Here is a 23401-nt window from a genome sequence, read left to right as displayed (position 1 = left end):
GTGCCCGGTGTTTCCAATGTCCCCCGGGGGCACTGGGCGACTCCTCCCTGTCAGACTTGCCGCGCCTTCGGGCGCGGCGTTTTTTATCATCTGTTCTATGTTGACGCCGGGCGCTGCATTGCCTAACGTCTGCACAATTCGTCGGCAAAGTCCGACAGGGAGACAGCGGAAAAGGGTCCTTTCGGGGGCCCTTTTTCTATGCGCAACAGGTTATTACGCCTGATGCGGCCTGCGCGGCAGCGCGCCGCCCTTCGTTTTTTCCCACTGACAGCCCCCCACTGTCGTGATAGGCCCGCCAACAGACCCATGACCCGGAGAACCCTGTTATGAAAAACGCCTTTACCCCTGTTTTGGCTGCCATCGTGTTGGCCACGTCGCCCATGGCTTTGCTGGCCCAAACGGCTGATGCACCAAGCGCTGATACCGCAATCGAGGCCCCTGCGGCTGAGGCCACTGCTGCCGACGCACCGACCACAGACGCTGCTGATGCGCCTGCGACAGACGCACCTGCCGACGCGGCACCCGCTGCAGATGCCGCGACCGATACCGCTGCTGCTGGCCCCCAGGTCGGCGAGCCATATATTCGCGACAACTTTGGCGATTGGTCGCTGCGCTGCCTGAAGGCAGAAGAGGGTCAAGCCGACCCTTGCCAGCTGTACCAACTGCTCAAGGACTCCGACGGCAATGCGGTTGCTGAATTCAGCACCTTCCCGCTGCCCGATGGCCAGCAGGCCGCTGCCGGTGCGACGATTGTTGTGCCGCTTGAAACCCTGCTGACCCAGCAGCTACGTTTGACCGTGGATAGCAGCGAAGCAAAGCTGTACCCCTTCACGTTCTGCAACACCGCTGGCTGCGTCGCCCGCGTCGGCTTTACCTCTGCTGAACTGGCCCAGCTGAAGCGCGGCAACAAAGCGACGCTGCGTATGGTGCCTGCTGCGGCACCCGATCAAGAAGTGCTGCTCGACATCTCTTTGTCCGGCTTCACCGCTGGCTTTGACAGCGTGAACGAACAGTAAAACTGATTGAACGACCTTAGGCCGCCCTGCCAAAAGCGGGGCGGCTTTTGCGTGTCTTAGGCGCGGCGCAGCGCCAGCACTGCGTTCAATCCGCCAAAGGCAAAGGCGTTGGACATGGCCACATCAACGCGGGCCTGCCGCGCGGTATTGGCGACGTAATCCAGATCACACGCCGGGTCAGGCGCAGACAGGCCAATGGTCGGCGCGATGACCCCGTCCCGCAGCGCCATGATGCAGGATAGCAATTCGACGGCGCCGGTGCCGCCGATCAGGTGGCCGTGCATCGCCTTGGTCGATGACACCTGCAAAGCGTCCGCATGGGCACCAAAGACATCGTGGATCGCCTGCGTTTCGGTCCGGTCGTTTACGGCGGTGCCGGTGCCATGGGCGTTGATATAGCCCACATCCGACAGCGCGATGCCGCCATCGGCGAGCGCACCGCGCATCGCCCGCGCGGCCCCTTCGGCAGAGGGGGTGACGATATCGGCAGCGTCCGATGACATGGCGAAGCCCGCGACTTCGCACAAAATATTCGCGCCGCGCGCGAGGGCATGCTCGCGCTCTTCGAACACGAAAACCGCGCCGCCTTCGCCCTGCACCATGCCGTTGCGATCAGCAGAAAACGGGCGGCAGCCGTCGCGGGACATGACGCGCAGGCCTTCCCACGCCTTGATGCCGCCGAAACACAGCATCGCCTCGGTGCCCCCCGTCAGCATGACATCGGCCATGCCGCCCCGGATCATCCCCAGCGCCTGCCCCATCGCGTGATTAGACGACGCGCAGGCAGTGGATATCGTCAGCACCGGGCCGCGCAGATTATGCCGGATCGACACATGGCTGGCGGCGGCATTGGCCATCAGACGCGGCACGATAAAGGGATGCACGCGATTTTTCCCCTCGGCATAGACCGCGCGGTAATTGTCGTCCTGCGTGTTCAGCCCCCCGCCAGAGGTGCCAAGGATCACGCCCGCCCGTTCGCCCGCATCGCCGGACAGATCCAGCCCCGCCTGCCCCATCGCCTGCGCAGCGGACAGCAGCGCGAACTGGGTAAAGCGGTCGTAAAGCGTCAGGTCTTGGCGGCTGAAATGGTCCGCCTCGTCATAGCCGCGAACCTGCGCGCCGATCTGAATTTGCAGCCGGTCCACGTCGCGGATGTCCAGCGGGCCAATGGCGCAGGTGCCTGCCTGCATCGCGGCCAGCGTCGCGGGGACGTCATGGCCCAGCGGGTTAATCGTGCCTGCCCCGGTGATGACGACCCGGCGCACGGCGCTAGACCTTCTCTTTCACAAGGTCCTGCACGGCGGCGATAATCGCGCGCACGGATGTCACGTCAAACCCGCTTTCCGCAGGCGCATTGGCGTTGAAGGGTACGGTGATATCGAACGCCTCTTCGATGGCAAAGATGGTTTCCACCAGCCCCATGCTATCGATCCCAAGGCTATCAAGGGTGTCGTCCAGCGTCACGTCAGACACATCCAAAAGCGCCTGATCCGCGAGGATGGCGATCACTTTGTCCTGCACATTCATGGTCATGGCTCCTGCTATCCGTGCCTGCGATTTAATCGCTCGCGCCGTCTTTGGGAACCAATTTCTGCAACGCGGCGAAATCCTTAAGCAGCTGCGGCAAGCGGCGCAGGCCCTTTTCGCGGGCGCGGTAGCTGGGCAGGTCCATCGCGGGCAGCCCCATGACAAACATGCCGTCCTTGGTATCGACGTAAAGCCCGCTGGCCCCCGCCATCACCACGTCATTGCCGACGGTGATATGATCCTTGGTCGCGGCCTTGCCGCCCATGACAACGCGGTCACCCAGCACACCCGATCCTGCCATCGCCGCCTGACCGCACAGGATGCAGTCCTCGCCGATGATGCAGTTGTGGCCGACCATGACGTTGTTATCAATCTTGGTGCCACGCCCGACCTGCGTGGCGCGGATCGTGCCCGCATCGACGCAGGAATTTGCACCCAGTTCGACATCATCGCCAAAGATTACCCCGCCAAGGCTGTGGATGCGGTGGCGCTTGCCGTCGGCCGGCGGCGTCAACGGCTCGCGGCCCATCGACTGATAGGCGCGTTCCTCGTTCGACAGCTCGCGCGTGACATAGGAGAAACCATCAGCCCCAACGACAGCGTTCGGCTGCAAGATGACACGGCTGCCAAAGTGGCAATTGCGGCCCACGCGGCTGCCGGAGTTCAGCCAGCAATCGTCGCCAAGGGTCGAATTCAGGCCGATCGTGACATGCGCATCAATGCGGCAGCGATCGCCAATGCGCACGCCTTCGGCCAGCACAACAAACGGCCCAATGCTGGGGTCCGCGCCGATGGTGCAGCTGTCTGGTATGATCGCGGTGGGGTGGATGCCCGTGGGCGCGGGCGCGGGATCGAACGACTGGGTCAGCGCCGCCATCGCCAGACGCGCACGCGGTACGGTGATGGCGGCCTTCAGCCCCATCGCCTGCCAATCGGCCCCGTCCCAGACAATCGCCGCCTGGGCCGCGCTGGATTTAAGCGCGCCCGCATAGGCAGGCGACATCGCCAGCGCCAGATCGTTTGCGCCCGCTTGCCCCGGCTCTGCGGGGTGGTCCACCACAAGCGCCGTATCCCCGAAGGCTTCGGTCCCAAGGGCCTTTGCAATCTCGGCTACTGTCAAACCCATGGCGGACCCCTTTGGTGTAAGTTCAGGGCAGATTTAGCCCTGAACGGCGCGCACGGCTACCCCTGTCTGCGACAGTGCATTCCAGATCGCAGCATCGCGCCCATAAACGTCGCGGCGGAACTGCAGCGCGCCGGTCACATTGGTAAAGGCGGTGCGGTAGACGATATGCACCGGCACCGGCTCTTCCAGCGTCACACGGCTTTCAGCGCCGGTTTTCAGGCGGGATTGAAACAGCGCCTCTGGGTTCGATTCCTGCTTGGCCAGCAGCGCATAGGCGAAATCGAAGGGGTCGTTCAGACGGATGCAGCCGTGGCTAAATGCGCGGCTTTCGCGGCTGAACAGGCTCTTGGACGGGGTGTCGTGCAGATAGATGTTGTACTTGTTCGGGAACATGAACTTCACCAGCCCCAGCGCATTACGTTCGCTTGGGCCCTGACGCATCGAATAGGGAAAAGTGCGGGCGGTATAATTGCCAGCCTTGACCGACCCGCGCGGCACAACATTGCCGCTGCGATCCGTCACGTCCAAATGGCTAACGGCGTTCGAGTTGCTTTGCAGCTGCGGCAGGTATTCGTTCACCACGATGGACCGGGGCACGTACCAGCTGGGGTTGATAACCATGTATTCCATCACGTCCGAAAATTCAGGCGACTGGCGGTCGGTTTCACTTGCCCCGATGACAGAGCGGGTGGAAAATGTGACGCGGTCGTTGTCCACGATCGTCGCGGTAAAGTCGGTCAGGTTGACCCAGATGTGACGCAGGCCGCGCGGGCGGTTGATCCAGCGCTCCCGCTCCATCGCGACGATGACGGACTGCATCCGCTTATCCAGCGGGACGTTGATTTCTTTCATCGTGTCGCTGCCAGCCGTGCCGTCGGCGGACAGGCCCATCGACTGCTGAAAACGCTGCACGGCGGCCTGAATGGTCGCGTCATAGGTCTGCGTTGCGGTGCGGTCCAAGTGACCCATCAGGATCAGACGGTTGCGCAAATCAACGACAGCCTGACCGCTGGCACCCGGCGCAAGGCTGGATGCCTGCACCGCCGGGCCATAGCCGCCCTGCGCCAACAGATTTTCCAGGCGCAACTTTTCCCGCATCAGGCGGGCATATTCCGGGCTGCTGGGTGGCAGCGCGCGCAAGAATGCATCGGGGTTGGACTGCAAAAAGCCTTGCAAGGTGGCAAGGCGGGACCGCAATGGCACTTCGCGCACGATCAGCGGCACGACCTTGGACGGGGTCAGGATGCCGGTCTGTACGTCGCGGGCGTAGGTCAAAAACGCGGTCGAAAGCGCGACTTCCATCGCGCCCTGCTGCGTAGGCGTCGTGGCCGCCTGCAACTGCGCGATCATCTCTTCGGCGTTATAACGCGCCTCTGGCAGACCGTGGGCACCGGCGTTTGACAAGGCGGTCAGCAGCGCATTGCGCCGGGTGGTCGCGGCGCGGTCGTCGCCCGCCCAGATGCCCTGAAAATCACGGGCGCGGTAGAAAGTGGCCAGATCCTCGTCCCGGGCCGCCGATTCGGCGACAGCTTGGCGAAACGCGGTCACTTGGGCCTGCGCTGGGGCCGTACCCAGCACCCACAAGGTCATTACAGCGGCAAACATGAAAAAAGCGCGCAAAACGCGCGGCGCGGTCCGTGGCAGCGAAACGATCGTCAAAGTCTATCCCCCGAAAGACATGTGGCACCCGAAATTGGTGCATAAATTACAAGGGTTTTGCTAGATTGCCCCCAGCGATGTCCATGGCCAAATGACCCCCGGTGCGCTTTGCCCGCACCTGTTGCATCCCTACCCCTTTTGGCTAAATCGCGCGCAGTTGCACAAGCAATGCGCAATTTTTTGCCGATTTATGAGCTGCAAGGGAACCTTTTCCCCTACGCCCTTGGCGGGCCGCGGCACCCGTGTCATACAAACCTTGCATCTGGGGATAGATGAATAAGCGCGAAAAATATGCGCAAACGGGACAGGACAGATCAACCATGACGGAACAGCGTTCTTCTGGCATCTCAAGACGTGGTCTTTTGGGTGCATTCGCGGCGACCGCATTGACGGCCGCCCCCACATATTCAAAGGCCGCAGGCTTCCTGCGCGGCAGCGGCGATATTCGCCGCATCAGCATGTATTCTGGCCGGACCGGCGAGCGTTTGGACACGATCTATTGGATCGAAGGCCGGTACATCGGCGAGGCCCTGCGCGAAGTGAACGCATTCATGCGTGACTGGCGCAACGGCAAGGTCGTCAATATGGACAGCCGCACCGTAGATATCATGGCCGCAGCGCACCGCCTGATGGACACGTCAGAGCCTTACATGTTGCTGTCCGGCTACCGCAGCCCGGAAACCAACGCGATGCTGCGCAGCCAGTCGGGCGGCGTTGCGCGCAATTCGCTGCACATGCGCGGTCAAGCTGCTGACCTGCGGTTGTCCAGCCGGTCCGTGAACGACATGACCAAAGCAGCAGCAGCCTGTAACGCTGGCGGCGTTGGCACCTATCGCGGTTCCAACTTCGTCCACATGGATTGCGGCGACGTGCGCACTTGGCGCGGTTAACCACCCGCTAACCTTGATGCGGAAACAAAGCGCCTTCGGGCGCTTTTTTCATGTCGCGGCCCGCTTGCAGCCGCCCCCGCACCCAGTGTAAGGATAGCGCATCAGCCGATGGTTGATCACATGCGGGTATGGTGAAAAGGTATCACGAAAGCTTCCCAAGCTTCAGTTACGGGTTCGATTCCCGTTACCCGCTCCAATTCTCCTCTTGCCGCGCAGGAACATCACATGAGCATTGAACGTATCGAATCCGGCGACCGGATGTCGCAAGCCGTTGTCCACAATGGCATCGTCTATCTGGCTGGCCAAGTTGGCGCGCCCGGTCAAGACGCCACCGCCCAAACGACCGAAGTTCTGGCCCAAGTCGATCGCCTGCTGGCGCTGGCGGGTTCAGACAAGTCCAAAATCCTGACCGCGCAGGTTTGGGTTGCAGACATGGCCGATTTCGCCGCGATGAACGCGGTCTGGGACGGCTGGGTGTCCAAGGGCAACGCCCCTGCCCGCTGGACCGGTGAAGCCAAGCTGGCCACCTCTGACTACAAGGTCGAAATCATCGTGACCGCCGTCGTCGGATGACCGTTCCGTTTCTGACACCGCTGCACACAGACGACCTGCGTGCAGCGGGCATTCCGGAACCGTGGACCTTTGGCATGGCCGACAAGGTCCGCTTTGGCGAAATCGACGCGCTGCAGCACGTCAATAACGCGGTCTATCTGAAGTGGTTCGAGAACCTGCGCATCTTGTATTTCAACGACCGCGACGTCTGGTCGATTGATGGCAAGCGGCCCAAGGTCGTGCTGCGCAATATCGGTCTGGACTACCGGTCAGAGGTCAAGCTGACCGATGAATACATCATGACCGGCCGCACAACCAAGCTTGGCAACAGCAGCTTTACCATGGAATATGGCGTCTGGGTGCGGGGCCGCTTGACCACCACCAGCCACGCGGTGATGGTCATGCTGAATGACGACAATTCAAAATGCACCATCCCCGATCACATCCGTCAGATGTTCATCGATCAGGACGGCGCTGTCGCGGGCTGATTTACAGCCCGTAACTTTGCAGAAAACCGACCAAAGCCGCCGTTGACCCATCTTTGTCAGTGGCGGCTTTTGTGCCTTCAACGACAGGTTGGAGCGAGGTCGCAAGCTCTTTGCCCAATTCCACGCCCCATTGGTCGTAGGAATTCACGCCCAGCACGACGCCTTCGACGAACACACGGTGTTCGTACAAAGCAATCAGCATGCCCAGCATTTCCGGCGTCAACTGCGGATAGGTCAGCGTGATCGACGGACGGTTGCCGGGGAATACGCGGTGCGCCGCTTGGCGTTCCAGCTCTGCGCCGTCAAACTTATCCGCGACCTTTGCGCGCGCCTCATCCAGCGTGCGGCCCTTCATCAGGGCTTCGGATTGGGCCAGGCAGTTGGCGACCAGCAGCTGATGCTGGTGGTGCAGATCATCGTGATGACCGCGAGCTGCGACAAGGAATTCACACGGAATAACCCGCGTGCCCTGATGGATCAGCTGATAGAACGCATGCTGGCCGTTGGTCCCCGGCTCGCCCCAGACGACGGGGCCAGAGTTATAAGGCAGCGGCGCGCCATCAAGGCTGACGCCCTTGCCGTTACTCTCCATCTCTAGCTGTTGGAGGTAAGCAGGCAAGCACGACAGGTTGTTGTCATAGGGCAGCACAGCGCGGGTCGCGTAATCGCACACCTGATTGTGCCAGATGCCCACCAGCGCCAGCAGCGCCGGCATGTTTTCGCGCCATGGTGCCGCGCGGAAGTGGCGATCCATCGCCTGACCGCCGCGCAGGAACGCGCGAAATGCATCCGGCCCGATGGCGATCATCAGGGACAAACCAATCGGCCCCCACATGGAATAGCGCCCGCCAACCCAATCCTCGAATCCGAACACGCGGCTTGGCGCGATGCCGAAATCGGCGGTCTTGTCAGCGGCGGTGGACAGGGCGGCGAACTGCGCGCCTGTGTCTTTGACGGTTTCGCCCATCCACGCTTTTGCGGTGCGGGCGTTGGTCATGGTTTCGATGGTGGTAAAGGTCTTGGATGCAACGATCACCAGTGTCGTCGCCGGATCAAGCCCTTGCAATGTTTGCGCAATATCCGCCGGATCGACGTTGCTGACGAAATGGCAGCGCGGCCCGTCGTGATAAGGGGCCAGCGCAAGCGTGCCCATCTTTGGCCCAAGGTCGGATCCGCCGATGCCGATGTTCACCACATCGGTAATCGCGCCGCCCTGCCCCTGATAGCTGCCATCCCGGACAGCTTCGGCAAAGACTTCCATCCGATCCAGCGTCGCCAGCACGTCATGCATCACGTCCACGCCGTCCACCATGACAGCGTCGCCATCCAGATTGCGCAACGCCGTATGCAGCACAGCGCGGCCTTCAGTGTCGTTGATCGGCGCGCCAGTAAACATCGCCTCGCGGCGGCCAGCGACATCGGCCTTTTCCAGCAGCGCAATCAGCTGATCCAGCGCTGCGCCGTCGATCTGTGTCTTGGCAAAATCTAGCCGCAAGTCCCCGGTCTGCGCTGCAAAATCGCGGGCCCGGTCACCGTCCAGTGTGTCATTGATCCGGCGGTCTTTGATGGAATCGAAATGGGATTTCAGGTCAGCAAACATAGATCAGGACTCCGCCCAGTGAACGATGGACCCGGGCAGAACGGCCGCAACGGGCGCTTCTTCCGGTGTCAGGGTGGCGGCGCGTTCAAGCGCGGCGCGCTTTTCGGCACCGATGATAACGATATGACGGCTCATCGCCTGTTTCAGCACAGCGGCGGACAGGGTAATGCGCGGCTCTGGCGCACCGGGCGCGCGCATCGCAACAAGGCGGTCGGTGCCGTTCAGCGCCAAATCCAACTGATCCGCCCCGGGAAAAATGCTGGCGGTATGCATATCAGCGCCCATCCCCAGCAGCACCAGCGACAGCGGCAACTCCGGCGTCAGCGCCTCTTGCAGGTCTGCCAATTTATCCTCTGGCGTCGGCGCATCGGCATACAGCGGCACATATTTGGCCTCTGCCGCGCGGTCCGTCAGCAGGCGCTGGCGCAGCAGGCGGGTGTTTGACCGCTCTGATGTTTCAGGCACCCAGCGTTCGTCGGTCAGCATCACATGCACGCGTGCCCAGTCCAGATTGGCCGAGCACAGGTTGTCGAAAATCGGCCCCGGCGTCGTGCCACCCGGCACGGCAAAGGACGCGTGGTCGTGGGTGGATAGCACCTGACGCAATTCACCGGCCAAGCGGTTGGCCAGCTGAATCATCATCATCTCGCCATCGGGGTATTCAATGAATTCCATGACTTATCCTTTGATGTCGCGCCAACGCCGGCCATCGCGGTGCATCAGCATCATCGCGTCCTCTGGCCCGGCGCTGCCTTGATCGTACAATTTCGGCACATCGTTCCGCGCCTCCCAGCCATTGATCAGCGGGTCGGTCCAAGCCCAAGCGGCCTCGACCTCGTCTCCGCGCATGAACAGCGTTTGGTTGCCGCGAATGACGTCCATGATCAGACGCTCGTAGGCGTCGGTCGCTGGTTCACTATCTTCGCCAAGCGCATCGGCAAAGGTCATGTCCAGCGGCACATCAATCAAACGCATGCCGCCGGGGCCGGGTTCCTTGATCGTGACCTGCAGGTCCATGCCCTCGTTCGGCTGCAAACGTATCGCCAGAATGTTGCGGTGCCGCGCCGTGTCACCTTCAAAGATCGAATGGCCAAGGTCCTTGAACACCACGGCGATTTCCGACGTGCGAACCTTCATCTTTTTGCCGGTGCGCAGATAGATCGGCGTATCGGCCCACCGCCAATTCGCCACATTCACCTTCATCGCGATAAAGCTTTCGGTAAAGCTGCGCGGGTCTTCGACATCGGCGCGATAGCCGGGGCTGTCGCCGCTTGCGTCATATTGGCCGCGCACGATGTGGTGGCTTTCCACGGGCTGCAAGGCACGGATAACTTTCAGCTTTTCGTCGCGCACCTCGTCGGCACCAAAGACGCTTGGCGGCTCCATCGCGATCAGGCACAGCAGCTGCATCAGGTGGTTCTGCACCATATCGCGCATCGCGCCAGACTTGTCGTAATAGCTGCCGCGCCCGCCAACACCGACGGTTTCAGCAACCGTAATCTGGATGTGATCGACGTAGTGACTATTCCAAAGCGGCTCGAACAAGACGTTGCCAAAGCGAACCGCCATCAGGTTCTGGACGGTTTCCTTGCCCAAATAATGATCGATGCGGTAAATCTGGCCCTCGGCAAAGTGGGTGGCCAGCGTGTCGTTCAGCGCCTTGGCGCTTTCCAGATCGCGGCCAAAGGGTTTTTCGACAACGATCCGGCTGTCTGCATTGGCGATGCCATGATTGTGCAGCCGTTCCGCCAAAGCACCGAACAGCGAGGGCGCGACCGAGAAGTAGAAGGCGCGCACGACCCCGTCGCGATTTAGCGCCGCCAGATCAGACCAGCCCGCATCGCCAGTGGCATCGATCGTGACGTAATGCAGCGCATCAAGAAAGTCCTGCAAGCCTTTGGAATCGTTCTTTTCTGCGCCGCCAAACTCGGTAATCGCGTCTTTGATCATGTCACGATATCCGGCGCTATCCAGATCGGACCGTGCCGCGCCGATGATCCGGCTGCCCACCGGCATCTGCCCTGCTAGAAAGCGGCGGAACAGGCCCGGCAAGATTTTGCGGCGGGCCAAGTCGCCGGTTCCACCAAAGATGACAAGGTCGAATTCATCGACAGGAATGACGCGAGAAACCATGGAGACTCCGGCTGCTGATGGGCGCGTTAGCGCTAACGCCTTTCTGATACCCAGCAAGGCCGGGAAAGTCTAGCGCATGCCGCCCCCGTGCCAACCGCTTTTCACAGGTTGGTTTACGCCTCCAGCTCTGCATCCCAATAAAGGTAGTCCATCCAGCTGTCATGCAGATGCCCCGGTGGAAACTTGCGCCCGATATTGTTCAGCTCTGATGCCATGGGCTGGCGCGGCGGTTTGCGCAGGCTCAACCCAGACTGCTTCAGCAAACGCGAGCCTTTACGCAGGTTGCAAGGGCTGCACGCGGCAACAACGTTGGTCCAGCTGGTGACCCCGCCCCGCGCGCGCGGCAGAACGTGGTCAAAGGTCAGATCGCCCCGGCTGCCGCAGTATTGGCAGCAGAATTCGTCCCTTAAAAATAAATTAAAGCGCGTGAAGGCCACGCGCTTTTGAGGTTTGACATAATCTTTGAGGACGACGACCGAAGGGATCCTGATCCGCGTCGAAGGGCTGTGCACCTCTTCGTCGTATTCGGATATGATCGTGACCCGGTCTAAAAACGCCGCCTTGACCGCCTCTTGCCAAGGCCAAAGCGAGAGCGGGTAATAGGACAAGGGCCTGTAATCCGCGTTCAGCACCAAGGCGGGGAAGTGTTTCAACGCCCCCGGTTCGCGCACAAAATCCGTTCTGAAATCACCGTCCATCACCGCCTGCACCCATCTGCTGGCGGCCGGCTGACGGCACCCTTGCCACGGGACCGCACCGGCCGCGTCGGGAAAACTATATCTGGTGCCCTTCAAAAACCAACAGTTATTTTAGGCGCCAGATGTCGCAGGTCTGACTGCACAAGGTAAAGCCTGTGTGACAGCCTAAAGATAAATCAAACCGCCCTGGGAAAAGGCTGTGCTTCAATCTGCGGGGTCCACTTGGCAACCCGTGCGCGCCCTTGCGCCTTGGCCACGTATAGCGCGCGGTCGGCGCGGGCCATGACCATACCGATGCCTTGGCCTGCGTCGCCTTTGGTCAGGCCAATCGACATCGTCAATGCGATCATGCCCGCATCGGGCAAATCGACCACCAGACCATTGGCAAGATGCCCGGCCAAGGCAGCGCTTCCCGGCGCATCACCGGGCACAAAGATGCCAAACTCCTCTCCTCCCAAACGGGCGCAGGCAATGTTGGATTTCACCTGTTCGCGCAGGAAATCGGCCGCGGCCCGCAGGCAGATATCGCCAACCTGATGGCCATAGGAATCATTGATCCGCTTGAAATGATCCAGATCGATCATCAGCAGCGCGCCGCGCTGTCGCAACTGGTCGTCGCCCGCAATACCATCCAAAAACGCCCGCCGGTTCGGCAGCCCCGTCAACATATCCGTTGTGGCCAAGCGAAGCAGCTTGGCCTGCAAACGGGCCAAATGCCCAACCAAGGCAAGGCTTAGGATCACAAACGGCGTTCCAACAATCGCACCGTCGCGGAAGTTGTACATAAAGCCGTTGTGGTTCGCCCCAGCTTTCAAAAAGTCGCGGCCCCAGTTCATCAAACCGATGATTAACAGCAAAACAACCGCCTTAAAGACGAAGTCAAAGGCGTTGCGTGGTGCGATGATCTTTACAAGTCTGTCCACGATCCCTCTGCCATTGATGCGGCAAGGGGATCGTTACAGGGACATTACGAATAAAGTCTTAATCCATGCCCAAACGGTCAGCCATAAAGGCCAGCGCGACCTGCAATCCGTCCGGCGCGATGCCGTGGGCGGTGCCTTTCATGACGTGGGCAAAGACTTCGGTCCAGCCTGCGCCTTGCAGCGCTTCCGCCGCCAGCGGTAGGGATTGGGGCGGCACGACGTTGTCCTGATCGCCGTGGATCAGCAAAACGGGGGGGCGGCACACGACCTCGTCCACCAGCAAGTCCGGCTGCAACAGGCGGCCAGAGATGGCGACGATGCCCGCCACCGGGTCTTCGCGCCGGGGCAACACATGCAGCGCCATCATCGTGCCTTGGGAAAAGCCCAGCACCATGACCTGTTCAGGCAGCAGGTCTTCATCGACCATAATGCCGTCCAGAAAGGCGTTCAGATCGTCGGCGGCGTGGCGCATGCCTTCCTCTGATTCCTCTTCGGATGATCCGTCGATCCACGGGATCGGGAACCACTGAAAGCCCATGGGCGATCCTGCGCAGTCTTCTGGCGCGTCGGGGGCGATGAACAGCGTGTCGGGCATGTGGTCGGCCAGCGGATCGGCCAGCCCCAGCAGATCAGCCCCGTTCGCGCCGTAACCGTGCAAAAAGACGACCGCTGCGCGGACCTCGCCTGATGCCGGTTCCTTGCGGCCTGCGTTAAGTGCGCGTGTCATCGAATTCCCTCGCGTGATTTCATATGCGCGTAATAGGCCCAGAGCAGCCGCGCCGCAACAGAGCGCCAAGGCGACCAGTCTTCTGCCATGACGCGCAGGGCCTTATCCGTGGGCCGGGCGGGCAGATCAAACAGCTGCCGCGCCCCTTCTTGCAAGGCCAGATCGCCGGGGGCAAAGACATCGGCGCGGCCAAGGCTAAACATGGCGTAAATCTCGGCGGTCCAGATGCCAATGCCGGGGACAGCGACCAGCGTGCTGATGACCTGATCGCTCGGCATCGCGCGCAGGGCGGCGTAATCCAGCTGCGCCTGCGCCAGCGCGTGGACATAACGCGCCTTGGGCCGCGACAGGCCAAGGGCGCGCAAATCGTCTTCGCTGCTTTTCAGCACATTCTGCGGGTCCGTCATGCCCGCCGCATCTAGCCGGCCAAAAATCGCATTGGCCGAGGCGACGCTGACCTGCTGGCCGCAAATAGCGGACACAAGCGCCGCGAAACCGTCGCTGCGCAGCCGCAAAGGCAGCGGTGTGACCAGCCCAAGCGCCCGTTTAAAGCGCGGATCGCGGGCAGCCAGCCATGCGGCGCCTTCTGCGACACAGGCGTCGCCTTGGATGATACGCCCCGTCACTGCGAGAGCGCCCAAGCCACTGCCGCATCAACAGAATCTGTGATCTGCGCCCCTTCGGGCGGCGGCGGGCGGCGGATCATCAAGACAGGTATCCCAAGCGCGCGCGCAGCGGTCAGTTTGGTGCGGCTGGCGTCCCCGCCAGCGTTTTTGACAACAATCCAGTCGATGCCAAGGGCGGCAAAAAGTTCCATTTCATGCTCTACCGAAAACGGCGGCCGCCCGATCAGGAATTTGCCCCCTTCAAAGGGGAAAGGCCCGGTCGGCGGATCGATCTGGCGGCAAATCAAACGCCGCCCTGCCAGATTGGCAAAGCGGTCCAACGTCTGTCGCCCGGTGCCAAGGAAGACAGTCTTGCCCTGTGGAATGAGCGCGGCGGCGTCTTCCTCGCGGGCAATTTCCTGCCAGTTATCGCCCGTGCCGGCCACCCAAGGCGCGCGCAGATGATACAGATACGGCAATCCCAGTTCCGCGCAAATGGCCGCGGTACGCGCGGTGATCTGGTCCGCAAAAGGATGGGTTGCATCCAGCACGGCGGTAATCCCGGCCTCTTTCACATAGGCAATGAACCCGCCCCGCCCGCCAAACCCGCCGACGCGCATTGGCAGGGGCAAGGGTTTCGCCCGCTGCGTCGCCCCGGCCAAGGAGGCAACCGCATCGACGCCGGCCTGTGCCAGCGCCGCCGCGATCTGCCGCGCCTCGCCCGATCCGGCCAGTAGCAACAGCGTCATGCGCCGGCCCGCGCCAAAATGGTGCCAGCCCGGTCGATCACCACGATGTCGAACTGCATCTCGCCCCCAAATCCGGTTTGGACGACTGCAAGCGCGCGGTCCGCGACCGCTTGCGCCATTGGTTTTCCTGCGATCTCATAGGCTTGCAAGGCGGTGTTCGCCTGCGCGAGTCGCGGATCGCCGCACATCACAGCTAGCGCCTGAAAATCAACCTGACTGCGGCCAGAGTGCAGATCAAGCGCCCCCTGCGCCAGTTTCGTCAGCTTTCCTATGCCGCCGCCGATGGTCACACGCGGGACCGGATGGCGTTTAAGGTATTTTAACATACCCCCGGCAAAATCACCCATATCCAGCATGGCGTGATCGGGCAGCCCCATCAGCTTTTGCACCGCCGCCTCGCTGGTCGATCCGGTGCAGCCAGCCACATGGTGCACGCCGTCCGCCCGCGCCACATCAACACCGCGGTGGATCGACGCAATCCAAGCGGCGCATGAAAACGGCCGCACGATGCCTGTGGTCCCAAGCACTGACAGCCCGCCAAGAATCCCCAGACGCGGGTTCCACGTCTTTTGCGCAATCTGCGCGCCGCCCGGAATACTGACCGTAATCGCGATATCGGCAGGCTGGCCAAACTCAGCCGCAAGCTCTTCGACCTGCGCCGTCATCATTTGGCGCGGCACCGGGTTGATCGCAGGCTCGCCCACCCCAATCGGCAGGCCCGCTTTTGTGACCATGCCGACCCCCTCGCCCGCATGAAACGTCACACCGCCGCCGCCTGCGCTCTGCGCGACGCGCACAATGATCAGCGCGCCATGGGTGACATCCGGATCATCGCCCGCGTCTTTGGTAATACCTACCTCGGCCCAGCCATCGCCGGCGTCCGTATGCGCCAAGGCAAAGACCGGCACCTCGCCCTTGGGCAAGGTGATCTGCACATCTTTTGGAAAGCTGCCGCCCCACAAGCGCAGCAAGGCGGCCCGCGTGGCCGCTGTCGCGCAGGCGCCCGTGGTCCAGCCACGGCGCAAAGGGCCATCGGGCTTGCGTGTCATATCGCGACCTTAGCCGCCGCAGCGGCACTTGAAAATGCCGCATCCCGCACTTTTCAATCATCCCGGTTCGCTCCATAACAATCCTATGACTCAAACCGTAAACCTTCCCGCTTTTGACTGGCCCACATTGCAACCCGGCTGGGTCTGGCTTTGCGGCGCTGGACCCGGTGATCCGGGCCTGCTGACGCTGCATGCGCTGAACGCGCTGCGCCAAGCCGACGTCGTGATCTACGACGCGCTGGTGCAAGAGGCGATCCTGGACTGGGCCCCGCAGGCCGAACACATCTACGCGGGCAAACGCGGCGGAAAACCCTCTGCCGTGCAGCGCGATATCTCGCTGCGCCTTGTTGATCTGGCCCGTGCAGGCAAACGCGTGCTGCGCCTCAAGGGCGGCGATCCTTTCGTCTTTGGCCGCGGCGGAGAAGAGGCGCAGACCCTCGTGCAGCACGGCATCCCCGTGCGTATTATTCCCGGCATCAGCGCGGGCATCGGTGGGCTGGCCTATGCGGGCATCCCTGTGACCCACCGCGACGTGAACCAATCTGTCACCTTCGTCACCGGCCACGACCAAAGCGGCAATACCCCCAGCGCCCTCGACTGGGCTTCGATTGCCAAGGGCAGCCAGGTCATCGTGATTTATATGGGCATGAAACACGTCGCCCAAATTGCCGCCCATATGCGCGCCGCTGGCCGCCCGGCGTCAGAACCTTGCGCCGTCGTCACCAATGCCACAACGCCGGACCAGCAAGTGTTAGAGACCACGCTTGGCACCATCGTCGATGACATCGCTGCGGGCAATTTCGAGCCGCCCGCCATCATCTGCATCGGCCGCTCGGTGCTGATGCGCCAAGTCTTGGACTGGCAAGGCATGGCGCAGGGCGAGGGGCCGCGCAACCTCGACCCTCTCGGCCGCGGCCTGCCTGCAGAATCGGCCTAAGCCCATGCCCCTCATCATCTTGCCAAAAATACTCCCGCCGGAGGCATCAGTGGCCCGATGCCGGGCCTGATCCTCGCGGCCCCCGCGTCCGGCAGCGGCAAGACCACCGTCACGCTTGGGCTGCTGCGCGCCCTCACCCGCGCTGGCGTCTGCGTGCGCGGCGCGAAATCCGGCCCCGACTACATTGACCCCGCCTATCATGCCGCGGCCACGGGCAAGCCCTGCCTGAACCTTGACGCTTGGGCGATGTCCGCCGCCGCCACCCAGTCCCGCGCGGCGACCGAGGATTTACTCTTGATCGAGGGGGCCATGGGCCTTTTCGACGGCGCCCCGCCGGACAGGGCAGGCTCCAGCGCTGATCTGGCGCGGATCCTTGGCCTGCCCGTCGTCCTGATTGTCGACGCCGCCCGCATGGCGCAGTCCATTGCGCCGCTGGTGGCGGGATTTGCCCATCATGACCCCGCTGTCCGCATCGCTGGCATCATCCTGAACAAGGTCGGATCAGACCGGCACGCCGCCATGCTGCGCCGCGCGCTTGGCCCCCTTGGCCTGCCGATCTTGGGGGCCTTGCCCCGCCGCGATGATCTGGCCCGCCCGTCCCGGCACCTTGGCTTAGAGCAAGCGATGGAAGACCCCGCATTGCCCGCATTTCTGGACCGCGCCGCCGATTGGGTCACAGCGGGCTGCGATCTGGCAGCGCTGACGGCCTTGGCGCAGCCTTTGCCCGCGCCAAGCACCCGGACCGCGCCGCCGCCCGCGCAACGCATTGCCATCGCGCAGGATGTCGCGTTTTCCTTTTTCTACCCCCACCAGCTGCAAGACTGGCAGGCCGCTGGCGCGCAGATCACGCCCTTCTCGCCACTCGCCAATGACCCTGTACCTGACGCCGATCTGATCATCCTGCCCGGCGGCTACCCAGAGCTTTACGCCCCCCAGCTTGCTGCTGCCCAGACCTTCATGCAAAGCTTGAAGAACGCCGCACAATCAACTGATATATATGGAGAATGTGGCGGGTATATGACCCTTGGCGACAGCCTGACGACCGCCGATGGCACCGTGCACGCCATGGCAGGGCTGCTGCGGCTCGACACCTCTTTTGCCGCACGCAAATTGCACCTTGGCTATCGCCAGCTGCACGCCATGCATGGCCCCTTTGCCGGCGCATGGCGCGGTCACGAATTTCACTATGCCACCACCAGCCGCGCCGCAGGTGATCCGCTGTTCACCGCCCAAGACGCCGCAGGCGATGCCCTGCCGCCGATGGGCCTGCGCCTTGGCCGGGTCGCGGGGTCTTTCGCCCACATCATCGACGGGGCATAAGATCGGCAACGATATAAGGACTCCCCCATGATCGACGATTCGCGCGCCAAACGAAACGTCGCGGTGCTGGTTGCCGCGCAGGCGCTACTGGGCGCGCAGATGCCGATGATCTTTGTGATTGGCGGCCTTGCAGGTGGCATGCTGTCGCCAATTATCTGCCTCGCGACCTTGCCGATCACCTTTATCGTCTTCAGCTCCATGACCACCGCCCCTTGGCTATCCCCGCTGATGCAGCGCCGAGGCCGCCGCTTTGGCTTTGTCCTTGGGGCCGCCGCTGGCGCGCTGGGTGCGCTGATTGCAGCATACGGCCTTTATGTCGGCTCCTTCGCGATCTTGCTGCTCGGTTCATTCTTCACCGGCATCTACATGAGCGCGCAGGGCTTTTACCGCTTCGCCGCCGCCGATACCGCCTCTGACAGCTTTAAGCCCAAGGCGATTTCATACGTGCTGGCGGGCGGATTAATCTCGGCCCTGATCGGCCCGCAACTCAACAAACTGGTCCAAGACGCGTTGGTCGTGCCCTTCCTTGGCACCTACCTAGCGGTCGCTGGCATCAATCTGGTCGGCATGAGCCTGTTCTTTTTCCTCGACCTGCCGAAAGGCACCCGCGGCCAGCCTCAGGTCCTTCACGCCATCCCGCCCCGCACGCGGGGGCAGCTGCTGCGTGACCCGCGCATCGTCGTCGCGATCGTCTGCGGCATGGTGTCTTATGCGCTGATGAACCTCGTGATGACCTCGACCCCGCTGGCCGTCGTCGGCTGCGGCTTTACCAAGAATAACGCCAACGACATCGTGTCAGCCCACGTCATCGCGATGTATTTGCCCAGCTTCTTCACCGGCCACCTGATCGCCCGCTTTGGCGTAACGAAAATCGTCGGCGCAGGTCTTGTGATCCTTGGCCTTGCCGGCATGGTCGCCCTGTCCGGCGTGACGCTTGGCAACTTCTTTGGCGCGCTGGTGCTGCTAGGAATTGGCTGGAACTTCGGCTTCATCGGAGCCACCACAATGCTCGCCGGCAGCCATAACACGGCAGAGCGCGGCGTTGTCCAAGGCCTGAACGATACCATCGTGTTTGGCATGGTCACCGTCGCGTCGCTTGCCTCTGGCGGGCTCATGAACTGCGCTGGCGGCTCTGCGGTGCAAGGCTGGAACATGGTCAATATGGCAATGATCCCGCTGCTGGTGCTGGCGGGCGGCGCGCTGATCTGGCTGATCTTTAGCGCCCGCAGGCCGCTCGCTTAACGCCACCAACCAAAGGTCGCGGCCCGCGCCAGGCGCAGCTGATCCGCGACGGGCGCGGGCTCCAGCAGCCCCTCGACCACGCGCGCGGGCTCTTGCGCGGCGCGAACCAGAACACCCCGCGCTTGCCAGCCCGGCAGCAACGCCGCGCCTGCCGCCTTGGACACCTTGCGCCGCATCCCCCGCGCTCTGTCAAGCCGCGCCAGCGCATCCCGCGCCAGATCGCGCACACCGTCCGGCGTGCCATCGATCAAAGGCTTGCGCCCTGCATCTTCCAGCGCCGGAATAGCCCGCAGAAAATTCGCAACGCCGACACCGTAAGCATAATCGGCGACAACATCCGCATCCGCTGGCCCTAGCAGCCGCGCCGCAACCCCCATCAACGCGCCAGAGGTCGCCGCGATATAGCTGTCCAGATGCGCGCGATCCTCGAACACATCGGAATAGACATCCCAGCGCCGCATCGCGACAAGCTCATCCAATGCCCGCGCGCCTTCGGGATCAAGCACCTGCGCCAAAGCATCGGTAACCTCATGGCGCCGTACAGTTTGACCCGACGCCACTTCCTCCAGCACGTCACGCCACCATTGCAGCCGCATCTCGGCGATCATCGCTTCCTTGGTCACCCAAGGGGCCCGCGCGACTTCTAGGTTAAAGGCATAAAGCGGAAACAAGACGCGGCGCGCTGCCACGGGCGCAGCCATCGCAGCGCGAAACCGCACCGGATCGCCCCGCTCCACCAGCTGCGCGCAGGCCTCAAAGCTCATCGGATTTCACCTTGCCAAATACACTCAAAATCAAACAGTCGCCCCATCACGGATCAGCTTCCAATTGATCGCATCAAGCAGCGCATCAAAGGACGCATCGACGATATTCGCGCTGACGCCCACAGTCGACCATGTCCGGCCCTGTGCATCGGCGCTATCAATGATGACACGGGTCACAGCCTCTGTGCCGCCATCGGTGATACGGACCTTGAAATCGATAAGGCGCAGATCGTCGATGATTGCCTGATATGGCCCCAAATCCTTGGCCAAGGCGCGCGACAGCGCGTTCACCGGGCCGCGGTCCGACCCGTCGGGTCCGATGGATTCTGAGACATTCAGGACCTTCTCGCCCGCGACCTTCACCACGACGACGGCTTCGGACAGGCTGACCATCTTGCCGCGCTTGTTGCGGCGCCGCTCGACCGTGACGCGGTAGCGTTTGACCTCAAAGAACTCTGGCAGCATCCCCAGCTCTTTACGCGCCAGCAGCTCGAAACTGGCCTGCGCGGTATCATAGGAATACCCCTGCGATTCCATCTCTTTGATACGGTCAAGGATACGCGGCAGACGCGGATCGCCCCGCTCCACCTCTAGTCCGGCTTGCATCAACCGCTCGCGCAGGTTCGACTGGCCAGCTTGGTTGGACATCGGCACGATGCGCGCGTTGCCGACAAGCGCCGGATCGATGTGCTCATAGGTCGTAGGGTCTTTGGCGATCGCGCTGGCATGCAGCCCTGCCTTATGGGCAAAGGCCGAACTGCCGACGTAAGCGGCTTGCTTGGCGGGCACCCGGTTCAGGATATCATCCAGCACGCGGCTGGCCTTTTTCAGGCCTTTCAGCGCCTCAAGCGTCACGCCCGTCTCGAACCGGCTGGCAAAGGGTTCTTTGAGCAAAAGTGTCGGGATCAGCGTGGTCAGGTTGGCATTGCCGCAGCGCTCTCCTAGACCGTTCAGCGTGCCTTGCACTTGCCGCGCGCCTGCAAGCACCGCCGCAAGCGTATTTGCCACAGCGTGTTCCGTGTCGTTATGCGTATGGATACCCAGCTTATCGCCGGGGATGCCGCTGGCGATCACCTCGGCCACCACTCGGCCCACATCATCGGGCAAGCTGCCGCCGTTGGTATCGCACAGCACGATCCAGCGCGCGCCGGCGTCATGGGCGGCGTGAACCGCTTCCAGCGCATAGGCCGGATCGGACGCATAGCCGTCAAAGAAATGCTCTGCGTCCAGCATCGCCTCGCGCCCTTGGGCCACGATATGCGCGACAGAGACGCGGATGTTTTCTGTATTCTCGTCGTTGGTGATGCCAAGCGCGGTGGACACGTGGAACGAATGCGACTTGCCGACAAGGCAAACCGCAGGCGTATTGGCATTCAGCACCGCCGCCAGCACATCGTCGTTTTCCGCAGACCGGCCAGCCCGCTTGGTCATGCCAAAGGCGGTCAGCACCGGACGCATCGGGCCGACCTGCTCGAAATACTCGCTGTCGGTCGGGTTCGCGCCGGGCCAGCCGCCTTCGATGTAATCCACGCCAAGAGCGTCCAGCACCGCAGTGATCTTTAGCTTTTCAGAGGTTGAAAACTGCACCCCCTGCGTTTGCTGGCCATCGCGCAAAGTGGTGTCGTACAGATACAAACGTTCCTTGGTCATACCTTCTCCTCTGGCGTACAAATTTTCGCCGAAAATTTGCCTTTTCCGAATTTTCGACGAAAATTCGGCATTACAGATCTACGAGTGCTGCGGCATCGAAATTAGGACCGGCGGCCCAGCTGGCTTGCCCGCCGACGTCGGTGACGACCACACCAGCGGCGGTCAGGATGTCGCGCACCCGGTCGGCCATATCCCAATCCTTGGACGCCCGCGCCTTGGCGCGCGTGTCCAGTAGCGCGTCGATCCGCTGGGCAATGGCGTCATCCACCTGCGCGCCGCCTTCACCGCCCGCAAGGCGCGGCAGGTCGGCCCAATCAGGGACCAGCCCCAGCAGGTCCAGCCCGTGGGCAAAGCCTGCCAGCTGCGCCGGGGTCTTACCCTTGGCCAGCACATGCAGCCGGGCAATCGCGCCGGGGGTATTAAGGTCATTGGCAAGCACGCCAAGGAATTCCGCATCCGGTTCCCACTGGCCATCGGCCTTCAGCGCCTTGATCAGCGCAGGGCCGAAACCGTGGCCGGCCAGAATGCCATACCAGCGCCGCAGGGTCGCATCCGCGTCGTCCCGCTTTTTCGCGGTCCAGTCCATCGGCTTGCCATAATGCGTGCCCAGCATCACAAGGCGGATCACCTCGCCGCTGATGCCTTCGTCCAGCAAATCGCGCACGGTAAAGAAGTTGCCCAGCGACTTGGACATCTTCTTGCCCTCGACCTGTAGCATCTCGTTGTGCAGCCAATAGGTGGCAAAGCCCGCCTCAGGGTCGGCGCAGCAGGACTGGGCGATCTCGTTTTCGTGGTGTGGGAACAGCAGATCGTTGCCGCCGCCGTGGATGTCGAACGCAGGGCCCAGCAGCGCGCGCGACATGGCAGAGCATTCGATATGCCAGCCCGGACGACCAACGCCCCACGGGCTGTCCCAGCCCGGCTGGCCCGCGCCAGAGGGTTTCCACAGTACGAAATCCATCGGATTGCGCTTATACGGCGCGACCTCGACCCGGCTGCCCGCGATCATATCATCCAGCGACCGGCCCGACAGCGCGCCATAGGCGTCATAGCTGTCGACCGCGAACAGGACATGGCCCTCTGCCTCGTAGGCATTGCCGCGCAGGATCAGCTCGTTGATCATATCGACCATCGCGCCGATGAAATCGGTCGCGCGCGGCTCGTGGTTCGGGCGCAGCGCACCCAGCGCGTCCATGTCGTCGTGATACCAGCGGATCGTCTCGGCGGTGATATCGCCAATCTCGCGGCCAGCTTCGGCGGCGCGGGCGTTGATTTTGTCGTCAACGTCGGTGAAATTGCGCACGTAGACAACGTGTTCCGCGCCGTAGGTCTGCCGCAGCAGGCGATACAGCACATCGAACACCAGCACAGGCCGCGCATTGCCAAGGTGCGCCCGGTCATAGACCGTCGGGCCGCACAAATAGATGCCGACCCGCTTTGGATCGAGCGGCTCAAACTCCTCGCGGCGGCGGGATTTGGTGTTCTGCAGACGGATGATGGGCTGGTCGGTCGTCATGTGGGCCTCGCACGGGCGTTACGCCTGCGGGCCTAGATCATCAGTTCAGGAAAGAAACGTGAAAAAGCGGCCCGCGGACTGGATCAGCAGGGAATAATGCAGCAAATAAGGGTGCAGCGCTTGTTCATATCCTTGCTTTAGCACCGACGCCTGCGCCTGTCGAGTAGTCTTGGCCTACCCTGCTTGACTTCGCCCCCGCCCCGCTTGACTTCGCCGATCTGCCCCGATTG

Annotated in this window: 23 protein-coding genes and 1 tRNA gene; 8 read left to right on the top strand and 16 right to left on the bottom strand. The window is 62.3% G+C overall.

Translation table 11 applies throughout. The features are described from left to right. Nucleotides 1–380: 380 nt before the first annotated feature. On the top strand, nucleotides 381–1016 hold the full coding sequence (locus tag BM131_RS01880) for an invasion associated locus B family protein (protein WP_245754114.1): 636 nt from the start codon (nucleotides 381–383) through the stop codon (nucleotides 1014–1016). 56 nt (nucleotides 1017–1072) lie between these two features. Here the strand turns inward: BM131_RS01880 and BM131_RS01875 are convergent, their stop codons facing one another. From BM131_RS01875 to BM131_RS01860, 4 genes are read right to left on the bottom strand one after another with little or no spacing between them, the layout of a single operon-like run. Further along, nucleotides 1073–2281, bottom strand: a complete 1209-nt coding sequence (locus BM131_RS01875; RefSeq protein ID WP_090184843.1) for a beta-ketoacyl-[acyl-carrier-protein] synthase family protein — start codon at nucleotides 2279–2281, stop codon at nucleotides 1073–1075. 4 nt (nucleotides 2282–2285) lie between these two features. Next, nucleotides 2286–2549 carry an acyl carrier protein gene (locus BM131_RS01870; RefSeq protein ID WP_245754104.1) on the bottom strand — a complete coding sequence of 88 codons (264 nt, stop codon included), beginning with the start codon at nucleotides 2547–2549 and terminating at the stop codon, nucleotides 2286–2288. Nucleotides 2550–2574: 25 nt separating this feature from the next. Continuing rightward, nucleotides 2575–3669, bottom strand: coding sequence for a UDP-3-O-(3-hydroxymyristoyl)glucosamine N-acyltransferase (locus BM131_RS01865; RefSeq protein WP_090184837.1), 1095 nt, complete (start codon nucleotides 3667–3669; stop codon nucleotides 2575–2577). A gap of 33 nt (nucleotides 3670–3702) precedes the next feature. Beyond that, entirely contained in the window at nucleotides 3703–5274 is a 1572-nt protein-coding gene (locus BM131_RS01860; protein WP_090184835.1) for a L,D-transpeptidase family protein, read from the bottom strand. A 374-nt stretch (nucleotides 5275–5648) separates the two neighbouring features. On the opposite strand from BM131_RS01860, the gene mepK reads away from it, so the two are divergent. From mepK to BM131_RS01840, 4 genes are all read left to right on the top strand, one after another. After that, a complete protein-coding gene (gene mepK / locus BM131_RS01855; RefSeq protein ID WP_090184832.1) occupies nucleotides 5649–6218 on the top strand; it encodes a peptidoglycan L,D-endopeptidase MepK in 570 nt (189 codons plus the stop codon). A 122-nt stretch (nucleotides 6219–6340) separates the two neighbouring features. Next, a tRNA-Gly gene (locus tag BM131_RS01850) sits at nucleotides 6341–6414 on the top strand. A 29-nt stretch (nucleotides 6415–6443) separates the two neighbouring features. After that, nucleotides 6444–6791, top strand: a complete 348-nt coding sequence (locus BM131_RS01845) for a RidA family protein (protein WP_090184830.1) — start codon at nucleotides 6444–6446, stop codon at nucleotides 6789–6791. Further along, nucleotides 6788–7258 (top strand): acyl-CoA thioesterase, encoded by a 471-nt coding sequence (locus BM131_RS01840; RefSeq protein WP_090184828.1) that lies wholly within the window; start codon nucleotides 6788–6790, stop codon nucleotides 7256–7258. The genes BM131_RS01845 and BM131_RS01840 overlap by 4 nt, the downstream gene beginning before the upstream one ends. A gap of 1 nt (nucleotide 7259) precedes the next feature. Here BM131_RS01840 and pgi read toward each other — a convergent pair whose 3' ends face one another. The 9 genes from pgi to BM131_RS01795 all read right to left on the bottom strand — a co-directional run bounded on the left by pgi (nucleotide 7260) and on the right by BM131_RS01795 (nucleotide 15742). Further along, nucleotides 7260–8858 carry a glucose-6-phosphate isomerase gene (gene pgi / locus BM131_RS01835; RefSeq protein WP_090184823.1) on the bottom strand — a complete coding sequence of 533 codons (1599 nt, stop codon included), beginning with the start codon at nucleotides 8856–8858 and terminating at the stop codon, nucleotides 7260–7262. A gap of 3 nt (nucleotides 8859–8861) precedes the next feature. Further along, the gene (pgl, locus tag BM131_RS01830; protein WP_090184820.1) at nucleotides 8862–9533 is read right to left on the bottom strand and encodes a 6-phosphogluconolactonase; all 672 of its coding nucleotides are present in this window, start codon (nucleotides 9531–9533) and stop codon (nucleotides 8862–8864) included. Between the two features lie 3 nt (nucleotides 9534–9536). Then, nucleotides 9537–10991 (bottom strand): glucose-6-phosphate dehydrogenase, encoded by a 1455-nt coding sequence (gene zwf, locus BM131_RS01825; RefSeq protein WP_090184817.1) that lies wholly within the window; start codon nucleotides 10989–10991, stop codon nucleotides 9537–9539. A 113-nt stretch (nucleotides 10992–11104) separates the two neighbouring features. After that, nucleotides 11105–11689 (bottom strand): HNH endonuclease, encoded by a 585-nt coding sequence (locus BM131_RS01820; protein WP_090184814.1) that lies wholly within the window; start codon nucleotides 11687–11689, stop codon nucleotides 11105–11107. A gap of 176 nt (nucleotides 11690–11865) precedes the next feature. Continuing rightward, the gene (locus BM131_RS01815) at nucleotides 11866–12612 is read right to left on the bottom strand and encodes a GGDEF domain-containing protein (RefSeq protein ID WP_090184811.1); all 747 of its coding nucleotides are present in this window, start codon (nucleotides 12610–12612) and stop codon (nucleotides 11866–11868) included. A 58-nt stretch (nucleotides 12613–12670) separates the two neighbouring features. Then, complete coding sequence (locus BM131_RS01810; protein WP_090184808.1) at nucleotides 12671–13339, bottom strand: alpha/beta hydrolase; 669 nt, start codon at nucleotides 13337–13339, stop codon at nucleotides 12671–12673. Further along, a complete protein-coding gene (locus BM131_RS01805) occupies nucleotides 13336–13965 on the bottom strand; it encodes a DNA-3-methyladenine glycosylase family protein (RefSeq protein ID WP_090185328.1) in 630 nt (209 codons plus the stop codon). The genes BM131_RS01810 and BM131_RS01805 overlap by 4 nt, the downstream gene beginning before the upstream one ends. Then, nucleotides 13962–14693: a cobalt-precorrin-6A reductase gene (locus tag BM131_RS01800; protein ID WP_090184805.1), complete on the bottom strand. Its 732-nt coding sequence runs from the start codon at nucleotides 14691–14693 to the stop codon at nucleotides 13962–13964. Before BM131_RS01800 ends, BM131_RS01805 begins: the two co-directional genes overlap by 4 nt. Continuing rightward, on the bottom strand, nucleotides 14690–15742 hold the full coding sequence (locus BM131_RS01795) for a cobalt-precorrin-5B (C(1))-methyltransferase (protein ID WP_090184802.1): 1053 nt from the start codon (nucleotides 15740–15742) through the stop codon (nucleotides 14690–14692). Before BM131_RS01795 ends, BM131_RS01800 begins: the two co-directional genes overlap by 4 nt. An 85-nt stretch (nucleotides 15743–15827) precedes the next feature. Here BM131_RS01795 and cobA point away from each other — a divergent pair, with 85 nt between their 5' ends. From cobA to BM131_RS01780, 3 genes are read left to right on the top strand one after another with little or no spacing between them, the layout of a single operon-like run. Then, nucleotides 15828–16679, top strand: a complete 852-nt coding sequence (gene cobA / locus BM131_RS01790; protein WP_090184799.1) for a uroporphyrinogen-III C-methyltransferase — start codon at nucleotides 15828–15830, stop codon at nucleotides 16677–16679. Nucleotides 16680–16736: 57 nt separating this feature from the next. After that, on the top strand, nucleotides 16737–17999 hold the full coding sequence (locus tag BM131_RS01785) for a cobyrinic acid a,c-diamide synthase CobB (RefSeq protein ID WP_090184794.1): 1263 nt from the start codon (nucleotides 16737–16739) through the stop codon (nucleotides 17997–17999). A 27-nt stretch (nucleotides 18000–18026) separates the two neighbouring features. Beyond that, the gene (locus BM131_RS01780; protein ID WP_090184791.1) at nucleotides 18027–19241 is read left to right on the top strand and encodes an MFS transporter; all 1215 of its coding nucleotides are present in this window, start codon (nucleotides 18027–18029) and stop codon (nucleotides 19239–19241) included. Here BM131_RS01780 and BM131_RS01775 read toward each other — a convergent pair. The 3 genes from BM131_RS01775 to cysS all read right to left on the bottom strand — a co-directional run bounded on the left by BM131_RS01775 (nucleotide 19238) and on the right by cysS (nucleotide 23171). Beyond that, complete coding sequence (locus BM131_RS01775) at nucleotides 19238–20005, bottom strand: squalene/phytoene synthase family protein (protein ID WP_090184788.1); 768 nt, start codon at nucleotides 20003–20005, stop codon at nucleotides 19238–19240. The genes BM131_RS01780 and BM131_RS01775 overlap by 4 nt on opposite strands. Nucleotides 20006–20035: 30 nt before the next feature. Beyond that, a complete protein-coding gene (cimA, locus tag BM131_RS01770; protein ID WP_090184785.1) occupies nucleotides 20036–21655 on the bottom strand; it encodes a citramalate synthase in 1620 nt (539 codons plus the stop codon). Between the two features lie 70 nt (nucleotides 21656–21725). Beyond that, nucleotides 21726–23171, bottom strand: a complete 1446-nt coding sequence (cysS, locus tag BM131_RS01765) for a cysteine--tRNA ligase (protein ID WP_090184783.1) — start codon at nucleotides 23169–23171, stop codon at nucleotides 21726–21728. Nucleotides 23172–23401: the final 230 nt, after the last annotated feature.

The sequence above is a fragment of the Loktanella salsilacus genome, from assembly GCF_900114485.1.
Taxonomy (GTDB): domain Bacteria; phylum Pseudomonadota; class Alphaproteobacteria; order Rhodobacterales; family Rhodobacteraceae; genus Loktanella; species Loktanella salsilacus.
This window is presented reverse-complemented; position numbering and strand designations above follow the sequence as displayed.